Origin of the sequence: Sphingorhabdus lutea (assembly GCF_001889025.1) — a bacterium.
Classification (GTDB): Bacteria; Pseudomonadota; Alphaproteobacteria; order Sphingomonadales; family Sphingomonadaceae; genus Sphingorhabdus_B; species Sphingorhabdus_B lutea.
Window position 1 is genome coordinate 2,508,059 of sequence record NZ_CP018154.1, and the last position, 24,983, is coordinate 2,533,041.

Sequence of the window (24,983 nt, forward strand, 5' to 3'; positions counted from 1 at the left end):
ATTGGCTATAACAGTATTTTTCGCCCCTTTGTCATTAAATGGTCATCCAAAAATATTATGGAATTGGCCACAAGGAGAGAGCAAATGTTTGCGCGCACCGAAAGAACATTGTTAAGACCCAGTTTCGCCGAAGACGCACCGGTCATCCATCAATTGATGCAGGATGAGGCATTGGTCCGTAATTTGGCGAGCGCCCCTTGGCCTTATACATTAAATGATGCACAGCAGTTCACATCATTGGACCATGATGCACGCTATCCCAAATTCATCATCCTTAACCGCACGAAATCTACCCCTGAAATTATCGGTTCAGCCGCAATATTGCCGACTGATAAGGACAATCAGGTTGAATTAGGATATTGGATTGCCCGCCCCCATTGGAATCAGGGTTTCGCGACCGAAGCGGCAAATGCCGTTATTCAAATCGCACAAATTTTGGGATATGATAATATAGTTGCCAGCCATTTTTTTGACAATCCTGCCTCTGGTCGGGTGCTGCGTAAATTGGGATTTGCGCCATTGGGCAAAAACCAATTGCGTTATAGCAAAGGTCGCAATGGTCAGGAATTAAGCCATATTTATCATAAAATATTGGCAGGTAATGACAGCGCAGATAAGGGCGCCCAAAAATCATCCCATGATAATGGCGTTGACAGCGATATTGACGCCGTCATGCGAGGCAGCGTCTCAACCCCGCCAATGATTAGCTTTGCAGCATAATCCTTAGTAGAAAATAAAGGTTTTATGCTGCTTTGGCGGCAAATATTTTAACAGGTTTTTTTGCTCTATTTTTCGGCTTTGCTTTATTGAACGATTTTGTCTGTAAGGAAGCGGCGATTAATTTTTCGCCCTTTTCCAGCAAATGGCGATCATTTATTTGGCTGGGATGGAAACCGCGATGGAAAAATAATTTCCAATGCGGCAATATATTACGCGCCAACCCGCCCTTGCGCAGGCCATAGCGCATCATTCCAAAAAATCCCTTAATCTTGCCAATATCATGCTGTTTCAACAAGCTTAATTGACCACGTGTGCGGTTAATCACAAAGCTGATTGAGATTAAAAGCATCATTGAACAACGCGTCAAATATTGCCACGTTTCCGATTTATCGCGCACGCTATAGCGCCATGCGTCAAAAACCACCGATTTATGATCAACCTCTTCCACCGCGTGCCACAGCCAAAAATCGCGGAATTCCGCACTGAAATTTTCAACATGCTGGGGATTTTTGATCATTTCTGCGGCCATAATCGCCGTCATATGTTCCAAGCAAACAACGGCCAATAAACGACCTCTGGGTGATAGAGCCGCCGCACGTTTCACCACGCTTTCCACATTTTTATCAGAATTTGATAAATTAAAGCCTGCATTTTGAATCAATTTATTCATCGCAATATGCTCACGGCTATGGCCAGCCTCTTGTTCGATGAAATTGGCAATATCGGGCAATTGATCTGCCGGCATTTTATCCCGCCACCATGCCATGGTTTTAATCATAAATGCCTCCCCCTTGGGAAAGATAGCAGATAAATCATAAAAAAACGCATCGGCATAAATACCGCTTTTCATATATTGCCCATTTATTTGATGCGATTTATTGATATGAAAGGGCCGAGCGGAGGCCACAATATGCCGCTGTGTGGAAATCGCATCTCCTAAATTATTGGCGATGCTTCCATTATCAGTTTCAGTTATATTTATATTTTCATATCCAACCATGGGATGATTTTTATTCAAAACATGTTAAATCAATGGCCAATCAATATGGTTAATTGCATTTTAATTTAATTAAATGAATATCTTACAAAATTTTACACTGCCAATTATGTCAATTTTTCGCAGATTTTGGCGGATATGTGTAATAAAATCCCAAACAGACCTTTGAAATTACATGATAATAAAATTGCCGATTTACGACATATATTCTATAGCTAGTTAATGAAATTAGGGCAGCTCGTCACAATTTTTGATAATAATAAAATGATAATAAAGGGAAAATTTACATATGGCGACGAGCCCAAAGCGCAAAAGATTGGCCCCAGCCGAAAGCAGGTTGCAAGCATTGGAGGCGGCGCGATCTTTATTGATTGAGGCTGGGCCGCAGGCGGTCACCTTAAAAGCGGTGGCCGCGCGCATTAACCGCACCCATGCAAATTTACTGCATCATTTCGGATCGGCAAATGAATTGCAGGTCGCCTTGGCCGCATATTTGGCCGAAACCATTTGTGCCACCATCATCACCGCTATAAATGATTTGCGCGTTGGCGATGCCACGCCGCGATATTTAACCGATTTGGTATTTGATGCATTTGATAAAGAGGGCGCGGGCGCATTGGCCAGTTGGATGATATTAAATGGCAATGTTCTGGCCCTAAACCCTGTGGTGGATACCATCCATAAATTGGTTGATGAGATTAGCGACAACGGGCATGAGGACCGAAAATTGCATGAAGAAACGCTCGACCTTGTCCTATTAGCATTGGGCGATGCGTTGTTGGGCGAATCCTTGGCCCAATCATTGGGCCTGCCGCGGGATACTGCGCGGCGGATTGCGGAACAAAGATTGACCGCTTCAGATGATTTTTGGAATAAAAAAATTCAAGCATAAGCCAAAAAAAACAGTGTAAAGCCTTTATCAGGCAAAGCTAGCTATGGCGTAAGTTCCGCTTTTGCACTATGAAGCGGCCATGCATTTTTTAGATCAAGCAAAAATATATATTAAATCCGGCGCAGGTGGTCCTGGCGGGGTTAGTTTTCGTCGCGAAAAATATGTCGAATATGGCGGTCCAGATGGCGGCAATGGTGGCAAGGGCGGCGATATTATTTTCCGCGCAATTGCCGGATTAAATACCTTAATCGATTTTCGATATTCACAACATATAAAGGCAAAACGCGGCGGCCATGGCATGGGCCGTGACCGCACCGGTGCAGGCGCACCGCCAATGTATATTGATGTGCCCGTTGGCACACAGATTTTAAGCGATGATAAAGAACATGTTTTGGCCGATATGACCGAAGTGGGCCAAGAAGTTATTTTATTAAAAGGCGGCGATGGCGGGCGCGGCAATGCCAGTTATAAAAGCAGCACCAACCGCGCACCACGCCAACATGGTGAGGGATGGCCGGGCGAAGAATTATGGGTTTGGCTGCGGTTAAAATTGCTGGCCGATATTGGTTTGGTCGGCCTGCCCAATGCGGGTAAATCGACATTTATCAACAGTGTCACCAATACAAAATCACGTGTTGCCCCATTCCCCTTTACCACCATTACCCCGCAATTGGGCGTGGCCTATCATAAAAATCGTGAATTTGTGATTGCCGATATTCCCGGTTTAATCGAGGGCGCGGCCGATGGCGCAGGCATTGGCGACAGGTTTTTGGGCCATATTGAACGGTGCAAAATCTTAATCCATTTAATCGATGCCAATGGCGACAATCCGGTAAAGGCATGGCAAATTGTTCAAAATGAATTGAACGAATATGGCGGCGGGTTAATTGATAAACCGCAAATTTTGGCGTTGAATAAATCGGATTTGTTGGACGAAGAATTGATGAGCGATATTGCCGATCAGCTTCGCGCCGCAGGAGCAAAGGATATTATGCATATTTCCGGCGCAGGCGGGGCCGGTTTGGATGAATTATTGGATGCGTTAATGCCATATATGCCCGAACGCAGCACGATTGAAAAAGCAAAGGGTAATAGCGTGGCAAATTTGGATGATGATGGCGAAGCAACATGGTCGCCGCTATAACCCAGATATCATAATATTTATTTTTAAGGGATTAGGTTAAGATGCCACCACTTACCGAGATTAGCGAACAATTAACCCCGAATAATATTGTTTCGAAAAGCCAGACGATTGTCGTCAAGGTAGGTTCAGCCCTATTAATCAACCCAGATGGATCAATCCGCACCAAATGGCTGGCAACATTGGTTGAAGAAATTGCCGCCCTGCAAAAAGAGGGGCATAAAATCATCATGGTAAGCTCTGGCACAATCGCCCTTGGCGCACGGACATTGGGATTGCCCGATGGCGGACGGTCAAATTTGGCCGATGCACAGGCGGCGGCATCTGTGGGGCAAATTGCCCTTGCCCGTTTATGGTCGGAAATGATCGCTGATAAGGATATTTTGGCTGCGCAGATTTTGGTGACATTGGGTGATTTGGAGGATCGCAGACGATATTTAAACGCCACTGCCACTTTGGACCGATTACTGTCATTGGGCGTCATTCCCGTGGTCAATGAAAATGACAGCGTGGCAACATATGAAATACGTTTTGGCGATAATGATCGGCTTGCCGCCCGCATTGGACAGGCAGCAGAGGCCGATTTGGTGATTTTATTATCCGATGTTGCAGGATTATATGATAAAAATCCAGACAGTCATAAAGACGCGAAATTGTTAAAAAACATCACCAACATTGGCGAAGATATTATGCAAATGGCCGATGGCAATTCATCATCCGGCATGGGATCGGGCGGCATGTCATCAAAATTAGAAGCAGCCCGAATTGCCAATATGGCGGGCATCCCGCTTATCATTTGTTCAGGCAAAGATAATTATCCCATTTCCACATTTTTGGAATCCGAACAAGGCACAATTTTTGAACCGCAAACATCGATAAGCGCACGTAAAGGATGGCTTGGCGGCAGGTTAAAAACTGCAGGCAATGTGCATATTGATGCCGGAGCGGTTACTGCGTTAAAGGGCGGGGCCAGCCTGTTACCCGCCGGTGTTACCAAAATTGATGGTAATTTTGTGCGCGGCGATGTTATCGATATTATCTCACCTGAAGGCGGCATTTTGGCGCGTGGTTTGGCCGAATATGATGCCAAGGATGCGGATATTATTTCTGGTCATCAAACCCATGAACTGGGCAAATTATTGGGATATACCCCGCGAAAGGCAATGGTCCACCGCGATCAATTGGTATTATTATGACGCCATCCCTGCCCATTATCGCCATGACCGGCGCGACCGGATTTGTGGGCAAACGCACATTGATGAAATTGGTGGCGGCGGGATATCATGTCCGCGCCCTTACCCGCCGAATGCAGCCGGAAATGGAAAATGTGACATGGGTGCTTGGTTCGCTGAACAATAAAAGCAGCCTTAGCAATTTATGCGAAGGAGCAAGTGCCGCATTACATATTGCCGGTGTGGTCAATGCGCCCGACATGGCGGGTTTTGAACTGGGCAATGTCGCGGGCACGCAAAATATGCTGAACGCCGCCAAAGCCGCTGGTATCACGCGTTTCATCCATGTGTCCAGCCTGTCCGCGCGCGCGCCGCAATTATCCGATTATGGACAAAGCAAATATCGCGCCGAAACATGCGTTCAAAATAGCAGGATGGATTGGACAATGGTCCGCCCCCCCGCCATTTACGGTCCGGGCGACACCGAAATGCTGGACATGTTCAAAATGGCCAGATGGGGTTTTATGATTATGCCGCCATCGGGCCATTTATCCGCCATACATGTTGATGATTTGGCCGATTTCTTAATCCGTTTAATCCCACATGATGACGGCCTATCGGGCAAAATTTTTGACGTGGATGATGGCAAAGAAGGTGGATGGACGCATCATGGATTTGCAAGATCCATTGGCTGGGCCATGGGTAAATCGGTCACCCCCATTTCCATTCCGGGATTTTTATTAAAAGCAGGCGGCCATATTGATCGGTTTATTCGCCGTGACAAGGCCAAGTTAACGCCCGACCGCGCGGCTTATATGTGCAATAGGGATTGGCGTATCGACCCTGCCAATCGCCCGCCAAGCCAGCTTTGGAGCGCGAAAATTAAAACCAAAACGGGTTTAGAAGAAACGGTAAAATGGTATAGGAATGAAGGCTGGCTTTAATATCCTGTTTAACCTTCTGCGCCTTCATCCTGTTTGACCGCTGCCTTCAACCAATTTGGCAATGTCAGGGCGTCAAAATCCTCCACCCGCCGATGTTCCACCGACAGACCCAAATCATCATAAGCGATAATTTGCCGCTTCGCATCAGCCTCGGCCAATGGTAAAACCACTATTCGGCGGTTAATTTTGCTTCGCCAATTCATCCGAGCGGTATTTTCCTGTCCGACATAGCATCCTTTGTCAAAGGCCACGCCGTTCAGCTCAATCGCATTACATTCAAGCCATAAATGCTTTTCATGGCCAAGCTCATCCCTGCCCTCCACCACGCCCTGTGACAGGCGATGTTTGCGCCATATATCCGTTGCATCGGAACAATCGCATGATGCAGAAAGTCCGCGATAGCCAAGCGCCTCCATGCGCGGATCGGCAGTCAATTGGTCATGATGGTGTAAAGACCACAGAACCGCCATTTCGGTTCGCTCTATCGTGATTTTGCGGCGCAAACGATATAGGCTTAGCTTCTTGATAAGCTCATCAACATATTGCGCCTCTACATCCAAAAAAATGCAATTTGCGCTCTGTTTTATATCCGCGTCCTTAACATCTTCTGCGTCCCATATAATCATATCGAACAGGACCTTGCCCTGCGCGGATAATAAGGCGCCATATTGGGGCGTGCCCGCCGCCACTTTACGCATATCTTGCGTTAATAATCCTTGCAGAAAATCACGCACATTATCTGATATTGCTCCATCGATGATTTGGGGAGAAATTTTAACAACCGAACGATTGTTTAATTGCTTAATGTCGCTATTTTCTGTCATATATGCAAAATAGATATTCCCCATCACTTTATCAAGGCGAAGCATTATGTCCGGCAAATATGATTTAATCTTAAAAAATGGCACGGTGCACAGCCCCGGCGGGCCGCAACATGTTGATGTCGCGGTAAAGGATGGAAAAATCGCCGCATTGGGCCATTTTGATGATGCAGGCAAAATTGTTGATTGCACCGGATTGGACATTTTGCCTGGCATGATTGACAGCCAAGTGCATTTTCGTGAGCCAGGTTTGGAGCATAAGGAAGACCTTGAAAGCGGCAGCAGATGCGCCGTTATGGGCGGCATTACCGCCGTTTTTGAAATGCCCAATACCAACCCCAATACCGATACCAAGGAACGTATAGAGGATAAATTATCCAGAGCATATCACCGCATGTGGTGTGACCATGCTTTTTATGTCGGCGCAACAGGGCAAAATGCCGAAGAGTTATTGGAATTGGAAAAAATGCCCGGCACATCGGGCGTTAAAATTTTTATGGGTGCGTCCACCGGCAATTTATTGGTCAAGGATGATGAGGCGTTGGAACGTGTGCTGCGATCCGGCACGCGCCGCGTTGCAATACATAGCGAGGACGAATATCGCATGAACGAACGCGAACATTTGCGGGTGGAGGGCGACCCATCTTCCCATCCCATTTGGCGCGATGATGAAAGCGCGATGATGTCCACCAAGCGTATCATTGCGCTGGCCCGAAAAACCGGCCGCCGCATCCATATTTTGCATATCACCACACCAGCAGAGCTGGAACTGATTAGCCAGAATAAAGATTTGGTGACATGCGAATTATTGCCGCAACATTTAACGCTGGATGCTGAAACCGCCTATGCCAAACTTGGCAGCTATGCCCAAATGAACCCGCCTATCCGGTCAAAGGCACATCAAGATGGCCTGTGGCATTGGTTAAACCAAGGCGTGCCGGATGTTATGGGATCGGACCATGCCCCGCATACAAAAGAGGAAAAGGCAAAACCCTATCCCGCATCGCCCAGCGGCATGCCTGGTGTGCAAACCATTTTGCCGTTAATGTTAAACCATGTCGCGCATGGCCGCACCACATTACAGCGCGTGATTGAATTATTCAGCGCAGGGCCACAGCGTATATTCGGCCTTGTCGGCAAGGGGCGCATTGCGGTGGGATATGACGCCGATTTTACCGTGGTTGATTTGGCCAAAAAATGGACAATCACTAATGAGTGGCTGCAATCCAAATGCGGCTGGTCACCATTTGAGGGGATGGAAATTACCGGCAAACCCGTGGGCACATTCATTCGCGGGCATCAGGTGATGTGGAATGATGTGCTTGCAGACAAGGTAATTGGCGAGCCTGTCCGTTTCCAAGAAACCTATAAGGGATAGGATAAATATTAAACCGGTTTATTCGCCAATTTATATTTACGCAGCCCGTCATAGGTGAAAATTGCAATGCCCAGCCAAATCAGGATGAAGCATGAAATTTGCGCCCATGACAGCGGCTCTTTATACACCAAAACGCCGAATAAAAATTGGATGGTTGGGCCAATATATTGAATAAAGCCAATGGTGGAAAAATTTATTTTTCGCGCGGCAGAGGCAAATAATAATAATGGCACAGCGGTGACAAGGCCGCTTGCCATCAATGCCAATGTAACGCCCCAACTATCATTCCATGCGGCATGGCTGCTAGTCATATATACCCAAATGGCCAATAATAATGACGGGATGAACAGCCATAATGTTTCCACCGCCAAACCGGGCAATGATTCCACCGGTGCAATTTTGCGGATAAGGCCATAAAAACCAAAGCTCAGCGCCAAAGAAATGCTAATCCACAAAGTGTTTAACGCACCGCCCGCCAATAATGCCACGCCCAATATAGCGCAGCATAATGCCGCAATTTGCAATCTTCCCAAACGTTCTTTTAAAAATATATATCCCAAGGCAATGTTTAACAGCGGGCTTAAAAAATAACCTAGCGACGCCGCAACAACATAATCATGCGACACCGCCCAAATATAAATTAACCAATTTGCCGCGATTAAAAAAGATGTGAAGAAAAGATATTTTAATGCCTGCGGGTTGCGTAGGGCCGCCCATAACTCCCCAATTCGACCGCGAAGTGTCAAAATCAATAATAAAACAGGCACGCACCAAATAACGCGGTGGGCGACAATTTCATATTCGGGATAGCCCTTAAAAATCTTGAAAAAAACGGGCATGAAGCCCCAGATAATATATGCGCCAATCGCCTGTATGACACCAGTACGCGCCTTATTCTCATCATGGGAAATGTTAATCATGCCGCCCTGCTGCGCCGATTATGGCATCAGGTCAAGCATATAAAATATACATGCCCTATATAATCCCGCCGCCCAAAAATAGCCGTAGGGCGCAAAAAATAATGACCGCGATGCAAAAATTGCGTCCGCCATTTTTTTGCGAAGCCGCGCCAAAAATTGCGCCAATGCCGGCAATGACGATGATGAACCAATTGGCCCAGCCAAGCAGCGGCAATAAAGCAGGAAGAGCGAATAAAAGCGCAATTGCGCCAAAAATATATGCGATTATATTTGCCATAGGACATGCTTGCCCCATCATGATAAAATTGGCAATGTCGCCAAAGATAAAGCCGCGATTTTTTACGACAAAGGAAATTTATGACCAATATCGGCCCTACATTGGAAACAAATCGGCTTATCCTGCGTATGCCAAGCAAGGAAGATTTGCCCGCATTTACAAAATTTTGCGCAGATGCCGAAACCACCCGCTTCATTGGCGGGGTATCGCATCCCTCCATGGCGTGGCGCGCATGGGCCGCAATGATTGGTGGGTGGCATTTAAACGGTTTTGGTTATTTTTCGATGATTGAAAAATCGACCGGTCAATGGATTGGCCGCACCGGTCCGTGGCAGCCGCCCCAATGGCCCGGCACAGAAATTGGTTGGGGCATTATGCGAGATGCGGCCGGCAAGGGATATGCCCGTGAAGCCGCCATTGCCTGTATCGATTGGGCAATTGATATTTTGGGTTGGGATGATGTCATCCACACCATTGACCCTGAAAATCATGCATCCATCGCATTGGCAGAGCGTTTGGGGTCAAAACCCCGCGGACCAGTTATCATGCCGCCGCCATTTCATGAAAAGCATATAGAAATTTGGGGACAAACAAAGGCCGAGTGGCTGGTGAATAAACGCGCCTTTACTTAATTTCCTATATGCTAATTTGATCTGGCTGTTCAATCAATTTGGGTTTGGCGTGCGCGGCAACCACGCTGCCCATAACGATTAAAACCGTGCCAGCAATGGTGGTGGGGGTGACCGCCTCGTCAAAAAAATACCATCCAAATGCCGCCGCCCATATAAAGGCGGTATATTCAACGGGGATTAAAATTTGCGCCTCCGCCCGTGCATATGCCCAGCTTAACATTAACAGCGAAATCATTGCCAAAAACCCTGCCCCCGCCAATAAGGGGATATGGACATTCGTTACCATCACCAAAAACCACGGCGCGGCCAATAATAACCAAAAACAGGTCAGCAGCGATTGGAAAAATGCTATTTCTATTGGCCCTGCTTTTTGCGCCTGTTGCCGCGCAAGGATAAGATTATAGGCGAATAAACATGCCGATAGTAAAACAGCCGCAACACCCCAAATGGCATCATCATCATATTTGCCGCTAAATTTCCCAATCAGGATAACCGACACCCCCGCCAAACCGAATATAGACGCCCAAATTGCCGCCTTTCCCACGCTTTCTTTTAAAATAATCACCGCCAAATATAATGCGACCACGGGCGCAAAAAATGACAAACCAATTGCCTCGGCCAAGGGAAGACGCGCAATGGCCCAAAAAAACGCCACCGCCATTAAGGCGACGACCAAACTGCGCCATAAATGAATTTTCAAATTTGCCATGCTGGGCCATTTATTGCGCGCGCCCAAAAATAACGCCCCGCCCATCCCAGCACCGAAAATATTGCGCCATAATACCGCATTATACGCGCCCATTTCAATGGACAGCACCTTCATCGCCGCATCCATTAAAGAGAAAAAGGCAATGCCCGCACATGCCACAGAAAAGGCAATGGCGGCGGGGGTTTGATGCTGTTGATTATTATTCATCATTGCCCGGCAATAGCGCGGTGAATATTATTTGGCGAGCATATAATCATGGCTTCATACCGCCCTATGGCGTTAAAGATGATGCGGGTTTATTTTTGCTGGCGGTGACGTGTTTCATTCCCAAATGCCAAAAAATAATTATAAATATCGGCCTCGCTCCGGCTTGCCGCATTGCGCCAATCGCGCGCGCTTTTTTTATTTAATAATGTGCCTTGCGGGGAAATAATCATCACATAGGGGGTATTTTTGACCGATTTACCCTTAAACCGCTTTACAATATCCAAATTGCGTCCTTCGTCCGATTGCGGCGTGCCAACATCGACATAGACAATTTCAAATTTTTCGTCCCTTAACCGCTTGAAACGGGGCGTTTCAAACCATCCTGCAAAGGCCAAACTGTCATGACACCAATTTGCCCCCATGGCGATGATGACATATTTTCCGTTTAATTTTGCTCTGTCCAATGCGCGTTGCACCTGCGTCTGTGCATTGGCATTTTTATCATAAGCCTTTACTTCTGGATTTTCGGCGCGGCTATCGGCCTGCATCATGGGTTGAAGCGGATATGATTGGTTATTTTTTACCGATGATGATTGCGCGGGCGGTGTTTGCGTGGGCAGTGTTTGCGTGGGCAGTGTTTGCGCGGGCGGTGTTTGCGCGGGGGCGGTTGCGACAAATGCCAGCATTAAAAATGATATTATCTTCATTATTTTTGCCCCTTATAAATTATCACTCACCGCCTTTATTCACGGCCTTTATTCACGGCCATTATGTCGCGCCAATGGCTATGCAGCGACGCTTTCACCTGCTTCGATGGAGGCTGCCTTTGCCTCCACCAATTTCACAATATGATCGACCATATCCGCGCTTTCAATATGATGATCGGTCACGCCGGATAAATATACCATATGTTTGCCATTGCCGCCGCCGGTCACACCAATGTCGGTTTCGCGTGCTTCACCCGGGCCATTGACCACGCATCCCAAAACCGAAAGGGATAGGGGCGTTTTAATATGGCTTAATGCTTCTTCTAATTTTTGAACCGTGCGGATAACGTCAAAACCCTGCCGCGCACAGCTGGGGCAGCTTATCACCCGAACTCCCCTTGTTCTAAGGCCAAGGGTTTTTAATATTTCATACGCAACGCGCACTTCCTCTTCGGGTTCGGCGGATAATGACACACGCACCGTATCGCCAATGCCCGCCCATAATAAATTGCCAATGCCAATCGCGCTTTTCACCGTGCCGCCAATTAAGCCGCCGGCCTCTGTAATGCCCAAATGTAGCGGACAATCCACCGCATCGGCCAATTGCATATATGCCGCCACCGCCAAAAATGCGTCGGACGCCTTCACCGCAACCTTATATTCATGGAAATCCAAATCTTGTAATAATTTAATATGGTCCAATGCGCTTTCCACCAATGCATCGGGGCATGGTTCGCCATATTTTTCCAGCAAATCTTTTTCCAAACTGCCCGCATTAACGCCAATTCGAATTGCACAGCCATTGGATTTTGCGGCGTCCACCACCTCCCGCACGCGGGCCTCGCTGCCAATATTTCCTGGATTTATCCGCAGGCACGCCGCGCCAGCATCTGCCGCCTCCAACGCGCGTTTATAATGAAAATGAATGTCGGCGACAATGGGCACATTGGCCGCGCGGACAATTTGTTTCAATCCGGCGGTTGATTCCACATCGGGGCATGACACGCGGATAATATCCACGCCTGCATCCTCGCATCGGCGGATTTGGTCCACCGTGGCGCGCACGTCGCTGGTCAATGTGTTGGTCATTGTTTGCACGCTAATGGGCGCATCGCCGCCAACCGGCACATTGCCAACCATGATTTGACGGCATTGGCGCCGCGATATATCGCGCCATGGGCGAAGAGATGGATTATCAGCTGTCATCATTATACCTTTTAATCAATATGCGATTTTAAACATGATATAGCGCTTTATTATCACAATGTAACCATATAGCATCAAACAAATATGGGGAGTTTATAATGTTTGATTTTTTATCTCGCAAAATGACGGGCGCGGTAATGCGCGGCGGCGTGGTGATTTTATTTGCCTGCGCCATGGCTGTGCCCGCTTATGCTTCGGAAAAAACATGGGATGATGCGGGAACAATTGCCAAAAATGGCCTTGTCGCGGCGGCGTTAATCCTGCCTGCGGCAAAAAAAGATTTAAATGGCGGCCTGCAATCATTGGGCAGCATGGGGGTTGCCTATATCATCACCCAAACGGGCAAGGATAGTTTTCCAAAATTGCGCCCTGATGGCAGCGATTATCGCAGCTTCCCCTCTGGCCATACATCAATGGCATTTTCCGCTGCCGCCACCATGCATAATCGCTATGGCTGGAAAGTGGGTTTGCCTGCACAGGCCGTGGCCGCCTTTGTTGGTGTGTCGCGGATAAAGGCCAAAAAACATGACTGGGCCGATGTCTTAACGGGCATGGCCATTGGGCAGGCAAGCGGATTTTTAATTACCAATAAACGCAATGAAAATGTCGTCATTATCCCCTTTGGCGATACAAAGGGCGGCGGTGTGGCGGCGCTTGTCCGATTTTAATTTAAATAAATAGCGGAGAAATTATGACAAAATTTAATTTGAAAAAATCGATCAAAAAATATGCCGCATTTTTAACATTGCCCATCATATTTGCATCGCCCATTGCCATGGCACAGGGCAATCAATCGCCTGAAAATAATAGTGGCGCAGAAATGCAAGATAATTGGTCAATTGTCATTCATGGCGGGGCGGGCGTGTTGGAACGGGATAAAATAAGCCCAGAAAAAGACGCCGAAATACGCGCGGCATTAAATTTTGCGTTAAAAACTGGATCGGATATTTTGCGCGCTGGTGGCACATCCATGGATGCCATTGCCGCGACAATTATGACATTAGAAAATAATGAAAATTTTAATGCTGGAAAAGGTGCGGTGTTCACATGGGATGGCAAAAATGAAATGGATGCCAGCATCATGGACGGCGAAACATTGGCCGCAGGTGCAGTTGCGGGCGTGACAGCCACCAAAAACCCGATTTTATTGGCCCGTAAAGTCATGACCGATAGCAGCCATGTTTTCCTTTCCGGCGATGGGGCAAATAAATTCAGCCTTGAAATGGGGCTGGAGCAAGCGCCGCCCGAATATTTCGCCACCGATTTTCGCCGCCAACAATTGGAAAAAATGAAATCGCAAAAAATTTCATCCTATGATGTTGATTTGAAATTTGGCACGGTTGGCGCTGTGGCAGTTGATAAAAATGGCAATATCGCTGCGGGAACAAGCACGGGTGGCATGACGGGCAAAAAATGGGGACGTATTGGCGATTCCCCCATCATCGGCGCGGGGACATATGCCCGAAATGATAGCTGCGGCATCTCTGCCACGGGCAGCGGCGAATATTTCATCCGTTTGGGCGTGGCACATGAAATTTGCAGCCGTATCCGTTTTGCCTTTTCCTCCACCCGCGACACCGCACAGGCAAATGTGCCAAAGGATAAGCATGGCATGCCGCAATATTATATTCATTCCAACGAATGGGCACTGGATGATGATGTTGTTCAGGCGATTGCCGATAATGTGATTGCCGAATTGGGCGTTTTGGGCGGCACTGGCGGCATTATTTACGCCACGCCATGGGGACAAATTGGATATAGTTTCAACACGCCGGGAATGTATCGCGGCAAAGCATCGAATAATGCCCCCGCCACGGTTTCCATTTATGGTGATGAGGAATAATCTATTTTAACGTCACCTATAATGGACATGGCAATTCAAACTTTTACTTTTGGTGCAGAGCAATTTTGCTTTGCCGGTCCACGGGCCTTATTTTGGCCGCGTAAATCGGCCCTGTTGGTCGCGGACCTGCATTTGGAAAAAGCCAGCAATTTTGCCATGGGGGGGCAGATGCTCCCCCCCTATGACAGCCATGAGATTATTGAAAATTTGGGCGATTTGGCCGCCCAATTTAACGCCGCCTGCATTTATTCTTTGGGCGATAATTTTCATGATGATGACGGACAATATCGATTATCCAAAAATGTGCAGGATAAAATTACAGCATTGGCCGAAAAATATACTCTAAATTGGATAATCGGCAATCATGATGAGGCGTTGAGCAGATCATTTGGCGGCAATATTTATGAAGAAATGAATGTGGATGGTATTATCCTGCGCCATATGGCACAGCGGCATGAAACACGCCCTGAAATTTCTGGGCATTTTCACCCCAAATATCGCGCAAAAATCCGTGGTCGGCAGATAAATCGTGTCTGCGCGCTGGCTGCGGGAAATCATTTAATCCTTCCTGCTTTTGGGGCATTAACCGGCGGCATGGGCGCAAATGACGCCGCAATTGCATCGGCATGCGGCATGAAAAGCGGTGATATGGCCGCCGCCTATATGGATGCGAACCCGCGGCTAATCACCATGCAATTATATTTTACCTAAGATGCCCTTGCTGATTTTTGAAAATCCAGCTACTCCTTAAATGAAGTGGAGATGGAAAATTTATGATAGTGCTAGATTCCCTAATGGTGAAAATCGCGCTTATCGGTTTATTGGGCGTTGGCGCACAATGGATTGCATGGCGGATCAACAAACCGGCCATTGCGTTAATGTTATTCGCAGGTGTGATGGCAGGGCCCGTTTTGGGGATAATCAACCCGCGCGCGGATTTTGGCACTTTATTAGAACCCATTGTCAAATTGGCGGTGGCGGTTATCCTGTTCGAAGGGGGGCTTAGCCTTAATTTTAAGGATTTGCGCCATGCGGGCAGTGGGGTATTGCGGCTTGTCATTGTGGGCGTGCCTGTTGGCTGGGTGCTTGGCACAATGGCGGGTTATTATGGCGCGAACCTATCGCTTGGCGTTGCGGCATTATTTGGCGGAATTTTGGTGGTTACCGGCCCAACGGTTATCGGCCCGATGCTGCGTTCGCTGCGCGTCGGCAACCGTGTTCGTGATATTTTAAAATGGGAAGGCATTGTTAACGACCCGATTGGCGCTTTGCTTGCCGTTGCCATTTATACCTATATTCACTATGTTTCCTTAAATGCTGGTCCGGTCAATTTGGTCGAAATTTCTGCCATTGTCCTTGGCTCTAGCATTATTGCAGGTGCAATTGGCGCGGCATTGGGCTTTGCATTAGTATATATTTTCCCGCGTGGATGGGTGCCGGAATATTTAAAAGCACCCGTTTTATTGGTGGCTGTTATTGGCGGTTTTGTTGGCGCGGATTTAATCATGCATGAAACCGGCCTTATCACCGTGACCATTATGGGTGTGGTGATGGCCAACCGCCCCACATTTTCCAGCCGCGCATTAAGACGGTTTAAGGAAGATTTGTCTGTATTGCTCATTTCCGGCGTGTTTATCCTGCTTTCCGCCACATTGGATTGGGAAACCATGCAAAAATTCCAACCTATATTTTTGGTATTTTTGGGGATGCTATTATTCATCGTGCGTCCGGTTACCGTGCTGACCAGTCTGGCATTTAGCGATGTTCCATGGCGTGAAAGATTATTTATCGCATGGATTGCACCGCGCGGCGTAGTGGCCATTGCGGTGACCAGCTTATTCGCCATTCGTTTGGTGGAATTGGGTTATGAAGGGGCGGATGCCTTAATCCCCTTGGTCTTTGGCGTGGTGATTGTCACCATTTTCGCCCATGGTTTTTCCGCAGGATATGTTGCCCGCTTCCTTGGCATTGATCAGGGTAAAAGCGAGGATATTTTGTTGGTCGGGTCAAATCGGTGGAATATTGCCTTTGGTAAATTTTTATCCAGCATGGATTTAAATGTCGTGATTGCGGATCAAAGCAAATATGCATTGCGCAACGCCCGCAAGGCAGGGTTGGAAACCCATTGCGGCGAAGTATCGGAAAGCGCACATGGCCATGAATTGGACATTGGCCGTTTCCAACATTTATTGGTCGGGACAGAGGGCGATAGCTATAATTTATTGGTCGCAAATGATTTGGGGCCAGAGGTTGGGTTTGAATCACTGACCATCATGTCGGGCGAAGATGCAATAAACCATCATAATCGCGCCCGCGTTTTATTTGCCAGTGGGGCAAGTTTTGAATTGCTGGACGATCGGATTTATTCGGGTTGGGAATTTAGCAAAACCCGCATCACCGAAAAATTCACCTATAGCGATTTTAGGGCAAATTTAATCGAGGATGAAGAACCGGTCGCGGTACTGAAACCGGATAATCGCTTATTATTCTTTGCTGTGGGCAGCAGCCCAACGGTTGAACCCGATGATGTCATTATCAGCTTTGTTCAGCCCGACACGCCCGAAGAACGCAAGGCGCAGCGTGAGGCGGAAAAACAGCGCAATGACAAATAATCACCTTTCAACTTAGGGGCGGTAAAATGCCCCCCAAATATCCGCACATAAATTAAATATATGATTTATCTGGCCGCGCGCGCGCCAAAAATCGCGCTACCCACACGGACATGGGTTGCCCCCAATGTGATGGCGACTTCATAATCCGCCGACATTCCCATAGAAAGACACTGGCCCATAGAAAGACACTGGCCCATAGAAAGAGACTGGCCCATAGAAAGAGACTGGCCCATAGATAAATTTTGGCCCATTTCTATCACCTGATCCGACTTGGCTTGTTCATCCTCCATATAACGGGCGGATATTTCGGCAAGCAGCGCAAAAAATGGCGATGGCTCAATATCCGCGGGCGGCATACACATAAAGCCTGCAATGGGAATATTTTGTTCTTTGGCAATTTTCAATAAATCGTCCAAATCCTGTATCGCACAGCCGCCTTTTTGCGGTTCATCCCCAATATTTACCTGAATGAAACAGGGTAAAAACCGCCCCTGCTTTGCCATTGCCTTGCCCAATGCCAATATTAAGGACGGCCTGTCCACCGAATGGATGACATCAAATAATGCCACAACATCATCGGCCTTTTTCGATTGTAATTGGCCAATAAAATGCAGAATGGTTTCTGGATATTTTTCACGCAAAACGGGCCATTTTTCAATCGCCTCCTCATATCTATTTTCACCAAAATGGCGATGCCCTGCATCCAATATCGGGCGGATATGCGCCGCATCATATGTTTTGCTGACTGCGATTAAGTTTATTTCATCGGCGCTACGCCGTGCCAATTTGGCGGCGGCGGCGATTTTGTCTTGAATTTTTTTTAATGCGCTTGCGCTTGCAATGATATTGCTGGACTGCGATGATATGCTATTATTCATAATCGGGCATATAGAACAAATTTAAAGGGCTTGCCAAATGTTGATATGCCATCGGGATAAAAAATTTACCTTTAAAAATTATTGGTCGTCCCAAATATTCATGACCGATGAGCGTTTGGACATACAAAATGCCGCCAGTGGCGATGACCCCGCCATTGCCCATCGCGGATTATTTCGCGCCATTGCGGCATTGCCGCCGCGCTCCATCATTATTTTTCGTCATTATTCATTGCCCATGAAAAACCGCATTAAATTATTCACCTTGATAAAAAAACGCGCAAAAAAAAAGGGGCATGCCATTTTTTGGGCGGGGCATATATTTCATGCCATTAAATATGGCGCAGATGGGGCGCATATCCCGCTATGGGCGCGGCGTAAATTTTCCAACCGCTGCCAAATTCACCCCTTATCCCTCTCCATATCGGCGCATCATGCCGCCGACATTAACTCTGCAAGTTTATATCATCCTGATTTCTTGATTTTATCTCCAATTTTCACCACAAAAAGCCATGTGGGACAGCGCCCATTGGGGCGGATGCGGTTTATGAAATTGTCGCAATTATCCCATCATCATATTATCGCAATGGGCGGCATGAATGTGCGCCGCGCCGCCAATATGAAAAATCATATTGCATGCGGATGGGCGGGCATAAATGCCTTTCAAAAATAAAATATTATATGTGAATGGGATTAAAATTTAATCCGTGTGCCAACATAAACGGCTTCACTATCCGCCTTTGGATCGGTCCAAACCGTGCTGTCACGTTCGCTTTTATAACGCACACCTGCGGTTAAATCGACACCTTTGGCAAGGCGATATTTACCGCCAAGGCTGACTCCATAGTCGGTTTTATCATCATGGCCCGATGGGCTGGTCGCATTTGTGCGCGGTTGGATTAAGGAGACATCAGATCCAAAACGACTTGGCTTTTGGTTTTTATCGCCATCCAATTTAAATGTCGTGCTTTCCAACAAAGCTGCGGGACGTTTTTGAAGAGATAAGGGCGGGGTGATTGCAGAAAATGACGTCGCCCCCTTCATCGCGGTTAAACGGAAATTGGTGCGGGCAAATTGGCGCGCCAATTCATTGCCGCTGCCCACTTCGGTAATCGCGCTGCGCACCGAAACCGCGCCTTTTTGATTATAATCCCTGCCCAAAGAACGTGCTGCCACGGTCAATGAACCATTATCCTTTATCGACAGACCAGCAGGGGTATAGGGGAAAAGATTATTTTTTACCGCCTTACCCTTATTTAATTCTTGCAACCGCGCGGCCAACCGCACATCAACGCCGGCGGGTGTATATCCATCGGACAGGATTGAAGATTGTTTCCAATTATTGCCGCCATCAATTTTTGCGGCAAATGCAGGAATGATGGACACGGAAGCACAAATGGCCGTCAACGCCATTAAAGCGCCCTTCGATCCAAATTTGTTTTTTCCGTTACGCACGCTTTGTCTTCCCGTCATTTTTGTTATGAACTTTAATTGCATAAATTATGTTATTTGCGCAAGTAAAGTTAGCGATTTTGCATAAATAAAATATGAATATCTGCTTATTGTTGTAAATATCGCACTACTTCGCCCGATTTGTTAAATTATTTTACAATTATCCGCTTAATCTATGATGAATTAGCCCCGCCATTTTCATGTCAAAGCGATTCATATTTGGAGTCGTTTCGTCAAATCGCCAAAAAAATCATATTTTTTGCAAAAATTATCGTTGTTCAGGCTGCTGCAATCTTGCCTAAGCCAACAAAGCCGATATAGAGTATTTATATAATTTTATTCCATGACATTTGATGCTATGCGCGGATGGTTATAGGATGATGGGAAAGATAAGGATAATAATGCGACTTAATAAATTTTTGATCATCACTGTCAGCAGTGTCGCGCTCATTTCTGGTTTATCGGCTTGTGGTAAATCAAAGAGCGTCAAAACCGACATGGCCGCCAGTAAAGTTACCGCAATTGGCGTTAATGCATATTTATGGCGCGCGTCATTGGATTCTGTTTCTTTCATGCCATTATTACAAACCGACAGCGCGGGCGGCGTGATTGTGACCGATTGGTATATTAACCCATCAAGTCCGGGAGAACGGATTAAATTGACCATTTCAATTTTGGATCAAGATTTGCGTTCCGATGCAGTACGCGTGGCCGGATCACGCCAAATTTTGCAAAATAATAATTGGGTTGATGCGCCAATGCGCGCTGCGACCGTTCAAAAAATGGAAAATATCATTTTGACCAAGGCCCGCGATTTGCGCCGCAGCGCGATTAACGGTTAAGGCAATAACATCTACATCGCCCTGTTGACATCATATTGGGCAATATGATGATGGGCGATAAATAAAAATAGGGCAATTATGAGCGAAGCAGACAGATTCAACCCGCACGTCGCCGATGTGCGGTGGCAAAAACGTTGGGAAGAAGAACAAACTTTCCGCGCCAATGATGATAGCGATAAACCGCGCGCTTATATTTTGGAAATGTTCCCCTATCCATCGGGCCGCATCCATATTGGCCATGTGCGTAATTACACCATGGGCGATGTGTTGGCGCGGTATAAACGCATGACCGGGCATGAGGTATTGCACCCCATGGGCTGGGACGCATTTGGCATGCCCGCGGAAAATGCCGCCATGGAACGTAAAGTGCATCCGGGCAGTTGGACATTTGACAATATTGACAATATGCGCACCCAGTTAAAACGTATTGGTTTTGCGTTGGATTGGTCGCGTGAATTGGCCACTTGTACGCCGCAATATTATGGCCATGAGCAGGCATTATTCCTTAAACTATATGAAGCCGGCCTTGTTTACCGCAAGGAAAGCACGGTAAATTGGGATCCGGTCGATATGACCGTATTGGCCAATGAACAGGTTATTGATGGCAAGGGTTGGCGCAGCGGCGCAGAGGTTGAAAAGCGCAAATTAAACCAATGGTTTTTGAAAATAACCGATTTTGCCGATGACTTATTAGAGGGATTGGACAGCCTTGAAAAATGGCCCGACAAGGTCCGTTTGATGCAGGAAAATTGGATTGGTAAATCACAGGGCGCATTGCTACGCTTTGCCATTTCCAACGCGGCGGTTTCTGATATGGCGGGCATTGATGAAGTGGAAGTTTTCTCCACCCGTCCCGATACCATTATGGGTGCATCCTTTATCGCCATTGCCGCCGACCATCCCCTTGCACAGCAAATGGCCGCAAATGCCGATTATGCAGATAAAGACGCGCTGTCCGCCTTTATTGAGGAATGCCGCAAGGGCGGCACAACGGCGGCGGAAATTGAAACATTGGAGAAAAAGGGGTTTGATTTGGGTCTGCGCGCCGCGCACCCGATTGACCCTGAATTAAGCCTGCCCATTTATGTCGCCAATTTTGTGTTGATGGATTATGGCACAGGCGCGGTCATGGGTGTGCCCGGCCATGATCAACGCGATTTTGAATTTGCCTCCAAATATGGCCTGCCCATTAAAAGGGTGGTTGCCGCCAATGCTGCCGATGCAGATGCCCCCTTTGCAGGGGAAGCCGAATCGGGTGACGGAATTTTGGTCAATAGCGGCGAGTTTAATGGGTTAAGCGTCGATGATGCGAAAAACGCCATTATTACCCGCGCGGAAAATGAAAATTGGGGCGCGGGTAAGGTGCAATATCGCCTGCGCGATTGGGGCGTATCACGCCAACGCTATTGGGGAACGCCCATCCCGATTATCCATTGTGATGATTGCGGCGCTGTGCCCGTTCCTGCCCAGCAGCTTCCCGTCACCCTGCCCGAAGATGTCAGTTTCGACATTCCCGGCAACCCGCTTGACCGTCATCCGACATTTGGCAAGGCCGATTGCCCCAAATGTGGTAAGGCCGCACGGCGCGAAACCGACACATTGGACACATTTGTCGATTCCAGCTGGTATTTCATCCGCTTTGCCAGCCAACCAGATGCCCAAGCATTTGATAAGGCGGCGGCGGAAAAATGGTTGCCCGTTACCCAATATATTGGCGGGGTTGAACATGCGATTTTGCACCTGCTCTATGCGCGTTTTTGGACAAGGGCGCTGAACCATATTGGCATGATAGATATCAAAGAACCCTTTGGCAGCCTGTTCACCCAAGGAATGGTGACGCATCAAACATTCACCCATGGCGATGGCAGCTGGTTATCGCCCGATCAGGTGCGCAAAAATGGCAATGATTGGATTGTGATCGAAGATGGCAGCCCCGCCACCGCTGGCCGCATTGAAAAAATGTCAAAATCCAAGAAAAATGTTGTCGATCCTGATGATATTATTGAACAATATGGCGCGGATGCGGTGCGCTGGTTCATGCTATCCGACAGCCCACCAGAGCGGGACTTAGAATGGTCAGAGGCCGGAATTGAAGGATGCTGGCGCTTTGTCAATCGGATGTGGCGTTTGGTATCAAAGGTGGGTGAAGCAGCCGCCAATGGTGACGCGGCGATTGAAAAAGCAAATTTGGCATTGTCGCGTAAAATGCATCAAAGCATTAAGGGCGTGGGCGAAGATATTGAAAATTTATCATTTAATAAAGCCATTGCCAAATTATATGAGCTGACCGCCGCGATTGAGAAGACTGCTGCTGGGCCATCAAGGGATGAGGCGATTATTGCCTTATTAACCATGGCTGCGCCCATGACCCCGCATTTGGCCGAGGAGGCGTGGGAGCAATTGGGCGAGAAACATGGATGTCATGGCATGATTGCCAATGCCCATTGGCCCAAAATTGACGAAGCATTGTTGGTGGAAGATGAAGTTACCATCGCGGTTCAGGTTCAGGGCAAATTGCGCGATACATTGACGATGGCAAAGGGAATTGCCAAAGAAGAAGCCGAAAAACTTGCACTGGCGAGTGAGAAAGTGCAGCGTGCCATTGATGGTAATGCGATAAAGAAAATTATCGTCGTGCCCGATCGATTGGTAAATATTGTGATATGAAAAAACTGCTCTGCTTGTTCGCGCTGACCGCTATTTTATCCGGCATCTTATCTGCTTGCGGATTAAAGCCATTATATGCCGATGGTCGCAGTGGGGCCGTGTCCAGCGCCCTATCCTCCATCAGCGTGGATCAAATTGATGGCAAAGCGGGATGGCTGGTTCGTCAGGCATTGGAACGGCAATTAAACCCCGCATCAAATGATGATAATGACGGCAAGGCATTTCATTTGGTGGTCAAATTGGATGACCAGATTGAGGGGCTTGGCGTGCGCGCTAATGATAGTGTGACCCGCGAACGGCGGACTTTACGGGCGCGTTATCAATTGATTGATAATCAAAGCGGGGTCATATTATTGGACAAAACCGCCTTTAGCGACGCGGGAATTGATATTGTGGGATCAGAATATGCCACCGTTGCGGCGGAAAATAGCGCACTTGAAAATTTAAGCCAGAAAATCGCCGATCAAATTATCGCGCAATTGGCTAATTACAGCTTAAACAAAGGCGATGCCACACAAAATAACGCCTCAGAACAAAGCAGCGCAGGCGAATAATGGCATATGGCGGCGGCCAAAAAATAGATAATTTGGGCCAATTAAAGGCGGCATATGACAATCCGGGCCGTTATAAAATGCTGTTCCTTTATGGGCCGGATGAATCCGAAATATCCTATATCGTCAAAAAATTCCTTGCCCATATTGGAAATAATGTCGAACATATTTTGTTAAATGGCGATCAATTGCGCAGCGACCCTGCCCTATTATCCGATGAGGCCAATGCCATATCCTTATTTGGCGAAAAAAAAATCATCCACGCTGAAATAAAACGTGATGAGGCAATGACCGCCATTGAATATTATTTACAAGGTCCAGCAGGTGAGCATGTCGTTTTGGTGCAAAGCGGCAATTTGACCAAGGCCAATAAATTACGCAAATTGGTGGAAGCAGATAAATCGGTTTTATCATTGATAGTATATGAGGCCAAATCCGATGTCCTATTTGGCCGATTAAATGGCCATGCAAAATCGCTGGGTTTAATTGTAAAACCCGATTTAATCAGGGCGATATTGGCGCGGGTGAATATGAATATTCATTTGGCGATGATGGAGATGGAAAAATTATCGCTTTATCATGATGCCAGCATAGATAATCCAAAGAAATTGAGGAACAGGCAATCATCGACCTTGCAGCGGATAAGGCGGATGACGATATCGCCCCCTTAATCAATGCAGCATTAGCGGGCAGGTCAAAATTACTGTCAAAGAATTAAACAATGCCCGTGCGGTTAAAATGGAACCAGTGCGTTTATTGCGGTTAATGATGTATCGTGTGCAACAACTTATTCAAATCAGCCAAGACATGGCATCCGGCAAAAAATTTGACAATGCCACGCGCGGGATATTTTACGGGTTAAAACCCATTTTTGGAACAACAAGTTAAATTATGGCCGGCCCAGCGGCTGTTCGGGTTGAACGGGCATTTAATCGATATGGAAGAAACCGTAATGACCATTGGCGGGCAAAGCGCCATTACATATATGGAGGCGGAAATATTGCGCATTGCAAAAACCGCCTCTCGCCGCCGTCAACCGGGAAAATAAGATAGCAAAGCCCGCACAGAAAAGGGCGCAATATGGTCATTATTGATAATTAACCGTCACCGGAATCCGGCCACGAAACATGCCCGACACGCTTTGTGTTATGACCAACCTGCCGCCAAAGGAAAATGTCAAACGGCCATTTTGGTCCAATTGGGCCAATGCGGGCATATCATGTTTAATATCCACCACGCGCACCACACCGCCCGATGAAGCGGTCATCTCCACGCTTTGTGGCAATTCAATCCGCACATTACGGCCCGGTGTGCCCTTCACATTTACCGTCCCGACCAGCGACATTCCCCCCAAATCAATCAATCCGCCCTGCACTGATTTACCGCCATGATGCGGGTTTTATATCAATCGCCCCGCC

Annotated in this window: 28 protein-coding genes; 18 read left to right on the forward strand and 10 right to left on the reverse strand. The window is 47.4% G+C overall.

The annotated features are described in order from the left end of the window. Positions 1-84 precede the first annotated feature (84 nt). The gene (locus LPB140_RS12035) at positions 85-720 is read left to right on the forward strand and encodes a GNAT family N-acetyltransferase (protein WP_072560038.1); all 636 of its coding nucleotides are present in this window, start codon (positions 85-87) and stop codon (positions 718-720) included. A gap of 22 nt (positions 721-742) precedes the next feature. On the opposite strand, the gene LPB140_RS12040 is transcribed toward LPB140_RS12035, so the two are convergent. Next, positions 743-1,738 carry a metal-dependent hydrolase gene (locus LPB140_RS12040; RefSeq protein ID WP_156874216.1) on the reverse strand — a complete coding sequence of 332 codons (996 nt, stop codon included), beginning with the start codon at positions 1,736-1,738 and terminating at the stop codon, positions 743-745. Between the two features lie 268 nt (positions 1,739-2,006). On the opposite strand from LPB140_RS12040, the gene LPB140_RS12045 reads away from it, so the two are divergent. From LPB140_RS12045 to LPB140_RS12060, 4 genes are all read left to right on the forward strand, one after another. Next, entirely contained in the window at positions 2,007-2,609 is a 603-nt protein-coding gene (locus tag LPB140_RS12045; protein ID WP_072560040.1) for a TetR/AcrR family transcriptional regulator, read from the forward strand. Between the two features lie 79 nt (positions 2,610-2,688). Beyond that, positions 2,689-3,753, forward strand: a complete 1,065-nt coding sequence (gene obgE, locus LPB140_RS12050; protein WP_072560041.1) for a GTPase ObgE — start codon at positions 2,689-2,691, stop codon at positions 3,751-3,753. 41 nt (positions 3,754-3,794) lie between these two features. After that, on the forward strand, positions 3,795-4,946 hold the full coding sequence (proB, locus tag LPB140_RS12055; RefSeq protein WP_072560042.1) for a glutamate 5-kinase: 1,152 nt from the start codon (positions 3,795-3,797) through the stop codon (positions 4,944-4,946). Continuing rightward, positions 4,943-5,866: an NAD-dependent epimerase/dehydratase family protein gene (locus LPB140_RS12060; protein WP_072560043.1), complete on the forward strand. Its 924-nt coding sequence runs from the start codon at positions 4,943-4,945 to the stop codon at positions 5,864-5,866. Before proB ends, LPB140_RS12060 begins: the two co-directional genes overlap by 4 nt. A gap of 8 nt (positions 5,867-5,874) precedes the next feature. On the opposite strand, the gene ygfZ is transcribed toward LPB140_RS12060, so the two are convergent. Further along, positions 5,875-6,690: a CAF17-like 4Fe-4S cluster assembly/insertion protein YgfZ gene (gene ygfZ, locus LPB140_RS12065; RefSeq protein ID WP_072560989.1), complete on the reverse strand. Its 816-nt coding sequence runs from the start codon at positions 6,688-6,690 to the stop codon at positions 5,875-5,877. A 46-nt stretch (positions 6,691-6,736) separates the two neighbouring features. Here ygfZ and LPB140_RS12070 point away from each other — a divergent pair, with 46 nt between their 5' ends. Beyond that, positions 6,737-8,065, forward strand: coding sequence for a dihydroorotase (locus LPB140_RS12070; RefSeq protein ID WP_072560044.1), 1,329 nt, complete (start codon positions 6,737-6,739; stop codon positions 8,063-8,065). 8 nt (positions 8,066-8,073) lie between these two features. Here the strand turns inward: LPB140_RS12070 and rarD are convergent, their stop codons facing one another. Continuing rightward, the gene (gene rarD / locus LPB140_RS12075; protein ID WP_072560045.1) at positions 8,074-8,985 is read right to left on the reverse strand and encodes an EamA family transporter RarD; all 912 of its coding nucleotides are present in this window, start codon (positions 8,983-8,985) and stop codon (positions 8,074-8,076) included. Between the two features lie 55 nt (positions 8,986-9,040). Then, the gene (locus LPB140_RS12080) at positions 9,041-9,262 is read right to left on the reverse strand and encodes a hypothetical protein (RefSeq protein ID WP_072560046.1); all 222 of its coding nucleotides are present in this window, start codon (positions 9,260-9,262) and stop codon (positions 9,041-9,043) included. A gap of 80 nt (positions 9,263-9,342) precedes the next feature. On the opposite strand from LPB140_RS12080, the gene LPB140_RS12085 reads away from it, so the two are divergent. Then, positions 9,343-9,894 (forward strand): GNAT family N-acetyltransferase, encoded by a 552-nt coding sequence (locus LPB140_RS12085; protein WP_072560047.1) that lies wholly within the window; start codon positions 9,343-9,345, stop codon positions 9,892-9,894. Positions 9,895-9,898: 4 nt separating this feature from the next. On the opposite strand, the gene LPB140_RS12090 is transcribed toward LPB140_RS12085, so the two are convergent. The 3 genes from LPB140_RS12090 to ispG form a co-directional block, all read right to left on the reverse strand. Then, positions 9,899-10,813, reverse strand: a complete 915-nt coding sequence (locus tag LPB140_RS12090; RefSeq protein ID WP_232223412.1) for a DMT family transporter — start codon at positions 10,811-10,813, stop codon at positions 9,899-9,901. A gap of 86 nt (positions 10,814-10,899) precedes the next feature. Beyond that, complete coding sequence (locus LPB140_RS12095; RefSeq protein WP_083550417.1) at positions 10,900-11,517, reverse strand: thioredoxin family protein; 618 nt, start codon at positions 11,515-11,517, stop codon at positions 10,900-10,902. A gap of 78 nt (positions 11,518-11,595) precedes the next feature. Next, on the reverse strand, positions 11,596-12,723 hold the full coding sequence (gene ispG / locus LPB140_RS12100; protein ID WP_072560993.1) for a flavodoxin-dependent (E)-4-hydroxy-3-methylbut-2-enyl-diphosphate synthase: 1,128 nt from the start codon (positions 12,721-12,723) through the stop codon (positions 11,596-11,598). A 98-nt stretch (positions 12,724-12,821) separates the two neighbouring features. On the opposite strand from ispG, the gene LPB140_RS12105 reads away from it, so the two are divergent. The 4 genes from LPB140_RS12105 (at position 12,822) to LPB140_RS12120 (ending at position 17,178) form a co-directional block, all read left to right on the forward strand. After that, a complete protein-coding gene (locus tag LPB140_RS12105; RefSeq protein ID WP_232223413.1) occupies positions 12,822-13,391 on the forward strand; it encodes a phosphatase PAP2 family protein in 570 nt (189 codons plus the stop codon). 23 nt (positions 13,392-13,414) lie between these two features. Then, positions 13,415-14,566 carry an isoaspartyl peptidase/L-asparaginase family protein gene (locus LPB140_RS12110; RefSeq protein ID WP_232223414.1) on the forward strand — a complete coding sequence of 384 codons (1,152 nt, stop codon included), beginning with the start codon at positions 13,415-13,417 and terminating at the stop codon, positions 14,564-14,566. 27 nt (positions 14,567-14,593) lie between these two features. Further along, the gene (gene pdeM / locus LPB140_RS12115; RefSeq protein WP_198024121.1) at positions 14,594-15,277 is read left to right on the forward strand and encodes a ligase-associated DNA damage response endonuclease PdeM; all 684 of its coding nucleotides are present in this window, start codon (positions 14,594-14,596) and stop codon (positions 15,275-15,277) included. A 62-nt stretch (positions 15,278-15,339) separates the two neighbouring features. Further along, positions 15,340-17,178: a cation:proton antiporter gene (locus tag LPB140_RS12120; RefSeq protein WP_072558139.1), complete on the forward strand. Its 1,839-nt coding sequence runs from the start codon at positions 15,340-15,342 to the stop codon at positions 17,176-17,178. A 65-nt stretch (positions 17,179-17,243) separates the two neighbouring features. Here the strand turns inward: LPB140_RS12120 and LPB140_RS12125 are convergent, their stop codons facing one another. Beyond that, on the reverse strand, positions 17,244-18,056 hold the full coding sequence (locus LPB140_RS12125; RefSeq protein ID WP_083549732.1) for a YggS family pyridoxal phosphate-dependent enzyme: 813 nt from the start codon (positions 18,054-18,056) through the stop codon (positions 17,244-17,246). A gap of 100 nt (positions 18,057-18,156) precedes the next feature. Here LPB140_RS12125 and LPB140_RS12130 point away from each other — a divergent pair, with 100 nt between their 5' ends. After that, complete coding sequence (locus LPB140_RS12130) at positions 18,157-18,726, forward strand: thiamine phosphate synthase (RefSeq protein WP_198024122.1); 570 nt, start codon at positions 18,157-18,159, stop codon at positions 18,724-18,726. 20 nt (positions 18,727-18,746) lie between these two features. Here LPB140_RS12130 and LPB140_RS12135 read toward each other — a convergent pair whose 3' ends face one another. Beyond that, positions 18,747-19,526 carry a hypothetical protein gene (locus tag LPB140_RS12135; protein WP_156874067.1) on the reverse strand — a complete coding sequence of 260 codons (780 nt, stop codon included), beginning with the start codon at positions 19,524-19,526 and terminating at the stop codon, positions 18,747-18,749. 380 nt (positions 19,527-19,906) lie between these two features. On the opposite strand from LPB140_RS12135, the gene LPB140_RS12145 reads away from it, so the two are divergent. The 6 genes from LPB140_RS12145 to LPB140_RS12410 all read left to right on the forward strand — a co-directional run bounded on the left by LPB140_RS12145 (position 19,907) and on the right by LPB140_RS12410 (position 24,613). Beyond that, positions 19,907-20,347: a DUF3576 domain-containing protein gene (locus tag LPB140_RS12145; protein ID WP_072558143.1), complete on the forward strand. Its 441-nt coding sequence runs from the start codon at positions 19,907-19,909 to the stop codon at positions 20,345-20,347. A 78-nt stretch (positions 20,348-20,425) separates the two neighbouring features. Beyond that, the gene (leuS, locus tag LPB140_RS12150) at positions 20,426-23,014 is read left to right on the forward strand and encodes a leucine--tRNA ligase (protein WP_072558144.1); all 2,589 of its coding nucleotides are present in this window, start codon (positions 20,426-20,428) and stop codon (positions 23,012-23,014) included. Next, on the forward strand, positions 23,011-23,568 hold the full coding sequence (gene lptE / locus LPB140_RS12155) for an LPS assembly lipoprotein LptE (RefSeq protein ID WP_072558145.1): 558 nt from the start codon (positions 23,011-23,013) through the stop codon (positions 23,566-23,568). Before leuS ends, lptE begins: the two co-directional genes overlap by 4 nt. Further along, positions 23,568-24,236: a DNA polymerase III subunit delta gene (locus LPB140_RS12160; RefSeq protein ID WP_072560050.1), complete on the forward strand. Its 669-nt coding sequence runs from the start codon at positions 23,568-23,570 to the stop codon at positions 24,234-24,236. The genes lptE and LPB140_RS12160 overlap by 1 nt, the downstream gene beginning before the upstream one ends. A gap of 67 nt (positions 24,237-24,303) precedes the next feature. Continuing rightward, positions 24,304-24,453, forward strand: coding sequence for a hypothetical protein (locus LPB140_RS12405; protein ID WP_156874217.1), 150 nt, complete (start codon positions 24,304-24,306; stop codon positions 24,451-24,453). Beyond that, positions 24,437-24,613: a hypothetical protein gene (locus tag LPB140_RS12410; RefSeq protein ID WP_156874218.1), complete on the forward strand. Its 177-nt coding sequence runs from the start codon at positions 24,437-24,439 to the stop codon at positions 24,611-24,613. The genes LPB140_RS12405 and LPB140_RS12410 overlap by 17 nt, the downstream gene beginning before the upstream one ends. A gap of 39 nt (positions 24,614-24,652) precedes the next feature. On the opposite strand, the gene LPB140_RS12165 is transcribed toward LPB140_RS12410, so the two are convergent. Further along, positions 24,653-24,940, reverse strand: coding sequence for a DUF4402 domain-containing protein (locus LPB140_RS12165; RefSeq protein WP_072560051.1), 288 nt, complete (start codon positions 24,938-24,940; stop codon positions 24,653-24,655). Positions 24,941-24,983 lie beyond the last annotated feature (43 nt).

What these genes read in the sequence shown, in the direction of transcription:
- LPB140_RS12405 (WP_156874217.1), top strand. Translation starts at nt 24,304, where the DNA reads ATGGAACCAGTGCGTTTATTGCGGTTAATGATGTATCGTGTGCAACAA.
- LPB140_RS12045 (WP_072560040.1), top strand. Translation starts at nt 2,007, where the DNA reads ATGGCGACGAGCCCAAAGCGCAAAAGATTGGCCCCAGCCGAAAGCAGG.
- ygfZ (WP_072560989.1), bottom strand. Translation starts at nt 6,690, where the DNA reads ATGACAGAAAATAGCGACATTAAGCAATTAAACAATCGTTCGGTTGTT.
- LPB140_RS12135 (WP_156874067.1), bottom strand. Translation starts at nt 19,526, where the DNA reads ATGACGGGAAGACAAAGCGTGCGTAACGGAAAAAACAAATTTGGATCG.
- pdeM (WP_198024121.1), top strand. Translation starts at nt 14,594, where the DNA reads ATGGCAATTCAAACTTTTACTTTTGGTGCAGAGCAATTTTGCTTTGCC.
- LPB140_RS12125 (WP_083549732.1), bottom strand. Translation starts at nt 18,056, where the DNA reads ATGAATAATAGCATATCATCGCAGTCCAGCAATATCATTGCAAGCGCA.
- leuS (WP_072558144.1), top strand. Translation starts at nt 20,426, where the DNA reads ATGAGCGAAGCAGACAGATTCAACCCGCACGTCGCCGATGTGCGGTGG.
- LPB140_RS12035 (WP_072560038.1), top strand. Translation starts at nt 85, where the DNA reads ATGTTTGCGCGCACCGAAAGAACATTGTTAAGACCCAGTTTCGCCGAA.
- LPB140_RS12080 (WP_072560046.1), bottom strand. Translation starts at nt 9,262, where the DNA reads ATGGCAAATATAATCGCATATATTTTTGGCGCAATTGCGCTTTTATTC.
- LPB140_RS12130 (WP_198024122.1), top strand. Translation starts at nt 18,157, where the DNA reads ATGACCGATGAGCGTTTGGACATACAAAATGCCGCCAGTGGCGATGAC.
- LPB140_RS12085 (WP_072560047.1), top strand. Translation starts at nt 9,343, where the DNA reads ATGACCAATATCGGCCCTACATTGGAAACAAATCGGCTTATCCTGCGT.
- obgE (WP_072560041.1), top strand. Translation starts at nt 2,689, where the DNA reads ATGCATTTTTTAGATCAAGCAAAAATATATATTAAATCCGGCGCAGGT.
- LPB140_RS12090 (WP_232223412.1), bottom strand. Translation starts at nt 10,813, where the DNA reads ATGATGAATAATAATCAACAGCATCAAACCCCCGCCGCCATTGCCTTT.
- LPB140_RS12160 (WP_072560050.1), top strand. Translation starts at nt 23,568, where the DNA reads ATGGCATATGGCGGCGGCCAAAAAATAGATAATTTGGGCCAATTAAAG.
- lptE (WP_072558145.1), top strand. Translation starts at nt 23,011, where the DNA reads ATGAAAAAACTGCTCTGCTTGTTCGCGCTGACCGCTATTTTATCCGGC.
- LPB140_RS12060 (WP_072560043.1), top strand. Translation starts at nt 4,943, where the DNA reads ATGACGCCATCCCTGCCCATTATCGCCATGACCGGCGCGACCGGATTT.
- ispG (WP_072560993.1), bottom strand. Translation starts at nt 12,723, where the DNA reads ATGACAGCTGATAATCCATCTCTTCGCCCATGGCGCGATATATCGCGG.
- LPB140_RS12110 (WP_232223414.1), top strand. Translation starts at nt 13,415, where the DNA reads ATGACAAAATTTAATTTGAAAAAATCGATCAAAAAATATGCCGCATTT.
- LPB140_RS12120 (WP_072558139.1), top strand. Translation starts at nt 15,340, where the DNA reads ATGATAGTGCTAGATTCCCTAATGGTGAAAATCGCGCTTATCGGTTTA.
- LPB140_RS12070 (WP_072560044.1), top strand. Translation starts at nt 6,737, where the DNA reads ATGTCCGGCAAATATGATTTAATCTTAAAAAATGGCACGGTGCACAGC.
- LPB140_RS12095 (WP_083550417.1), bottom strand. Translation starts at nt 11,517, where the DNA reads ATGAAGATAATATCATTTTTAATGCTGGCATTTGTCGCAACCGCCCCC.
- LPB140_RS12105 (WP_232223413.1), top strand. Translation starts at nt 12,822, where the DNA reads ATGTTTGATTTTTTATCTCGCAAAATGACGGGCGCGGTAATGCGCGGC.
- proB (WP_072560042.1), top strand. Translation starts at nt 3,795, where the DNA reads ATGCCACCACTTACCGAGATTAGCGAACAATTAACCCCGAATAATATT.
- LPB140_RS12145 (WP_072558143.1), top strand. Translation starts at nt 19,907, where the DNA reads ATGCGACTTAATAAATTTTTGATCATCACTGTCAGCAGTGTCGCGCTC.
- rarD (WP_072560045.1), bottom strand. Translation starts at nt 8,985, where the DNA reads ATGATTAACATTTCCCATGATGAGAATAAGGCGCGTACTGGTGTCATA.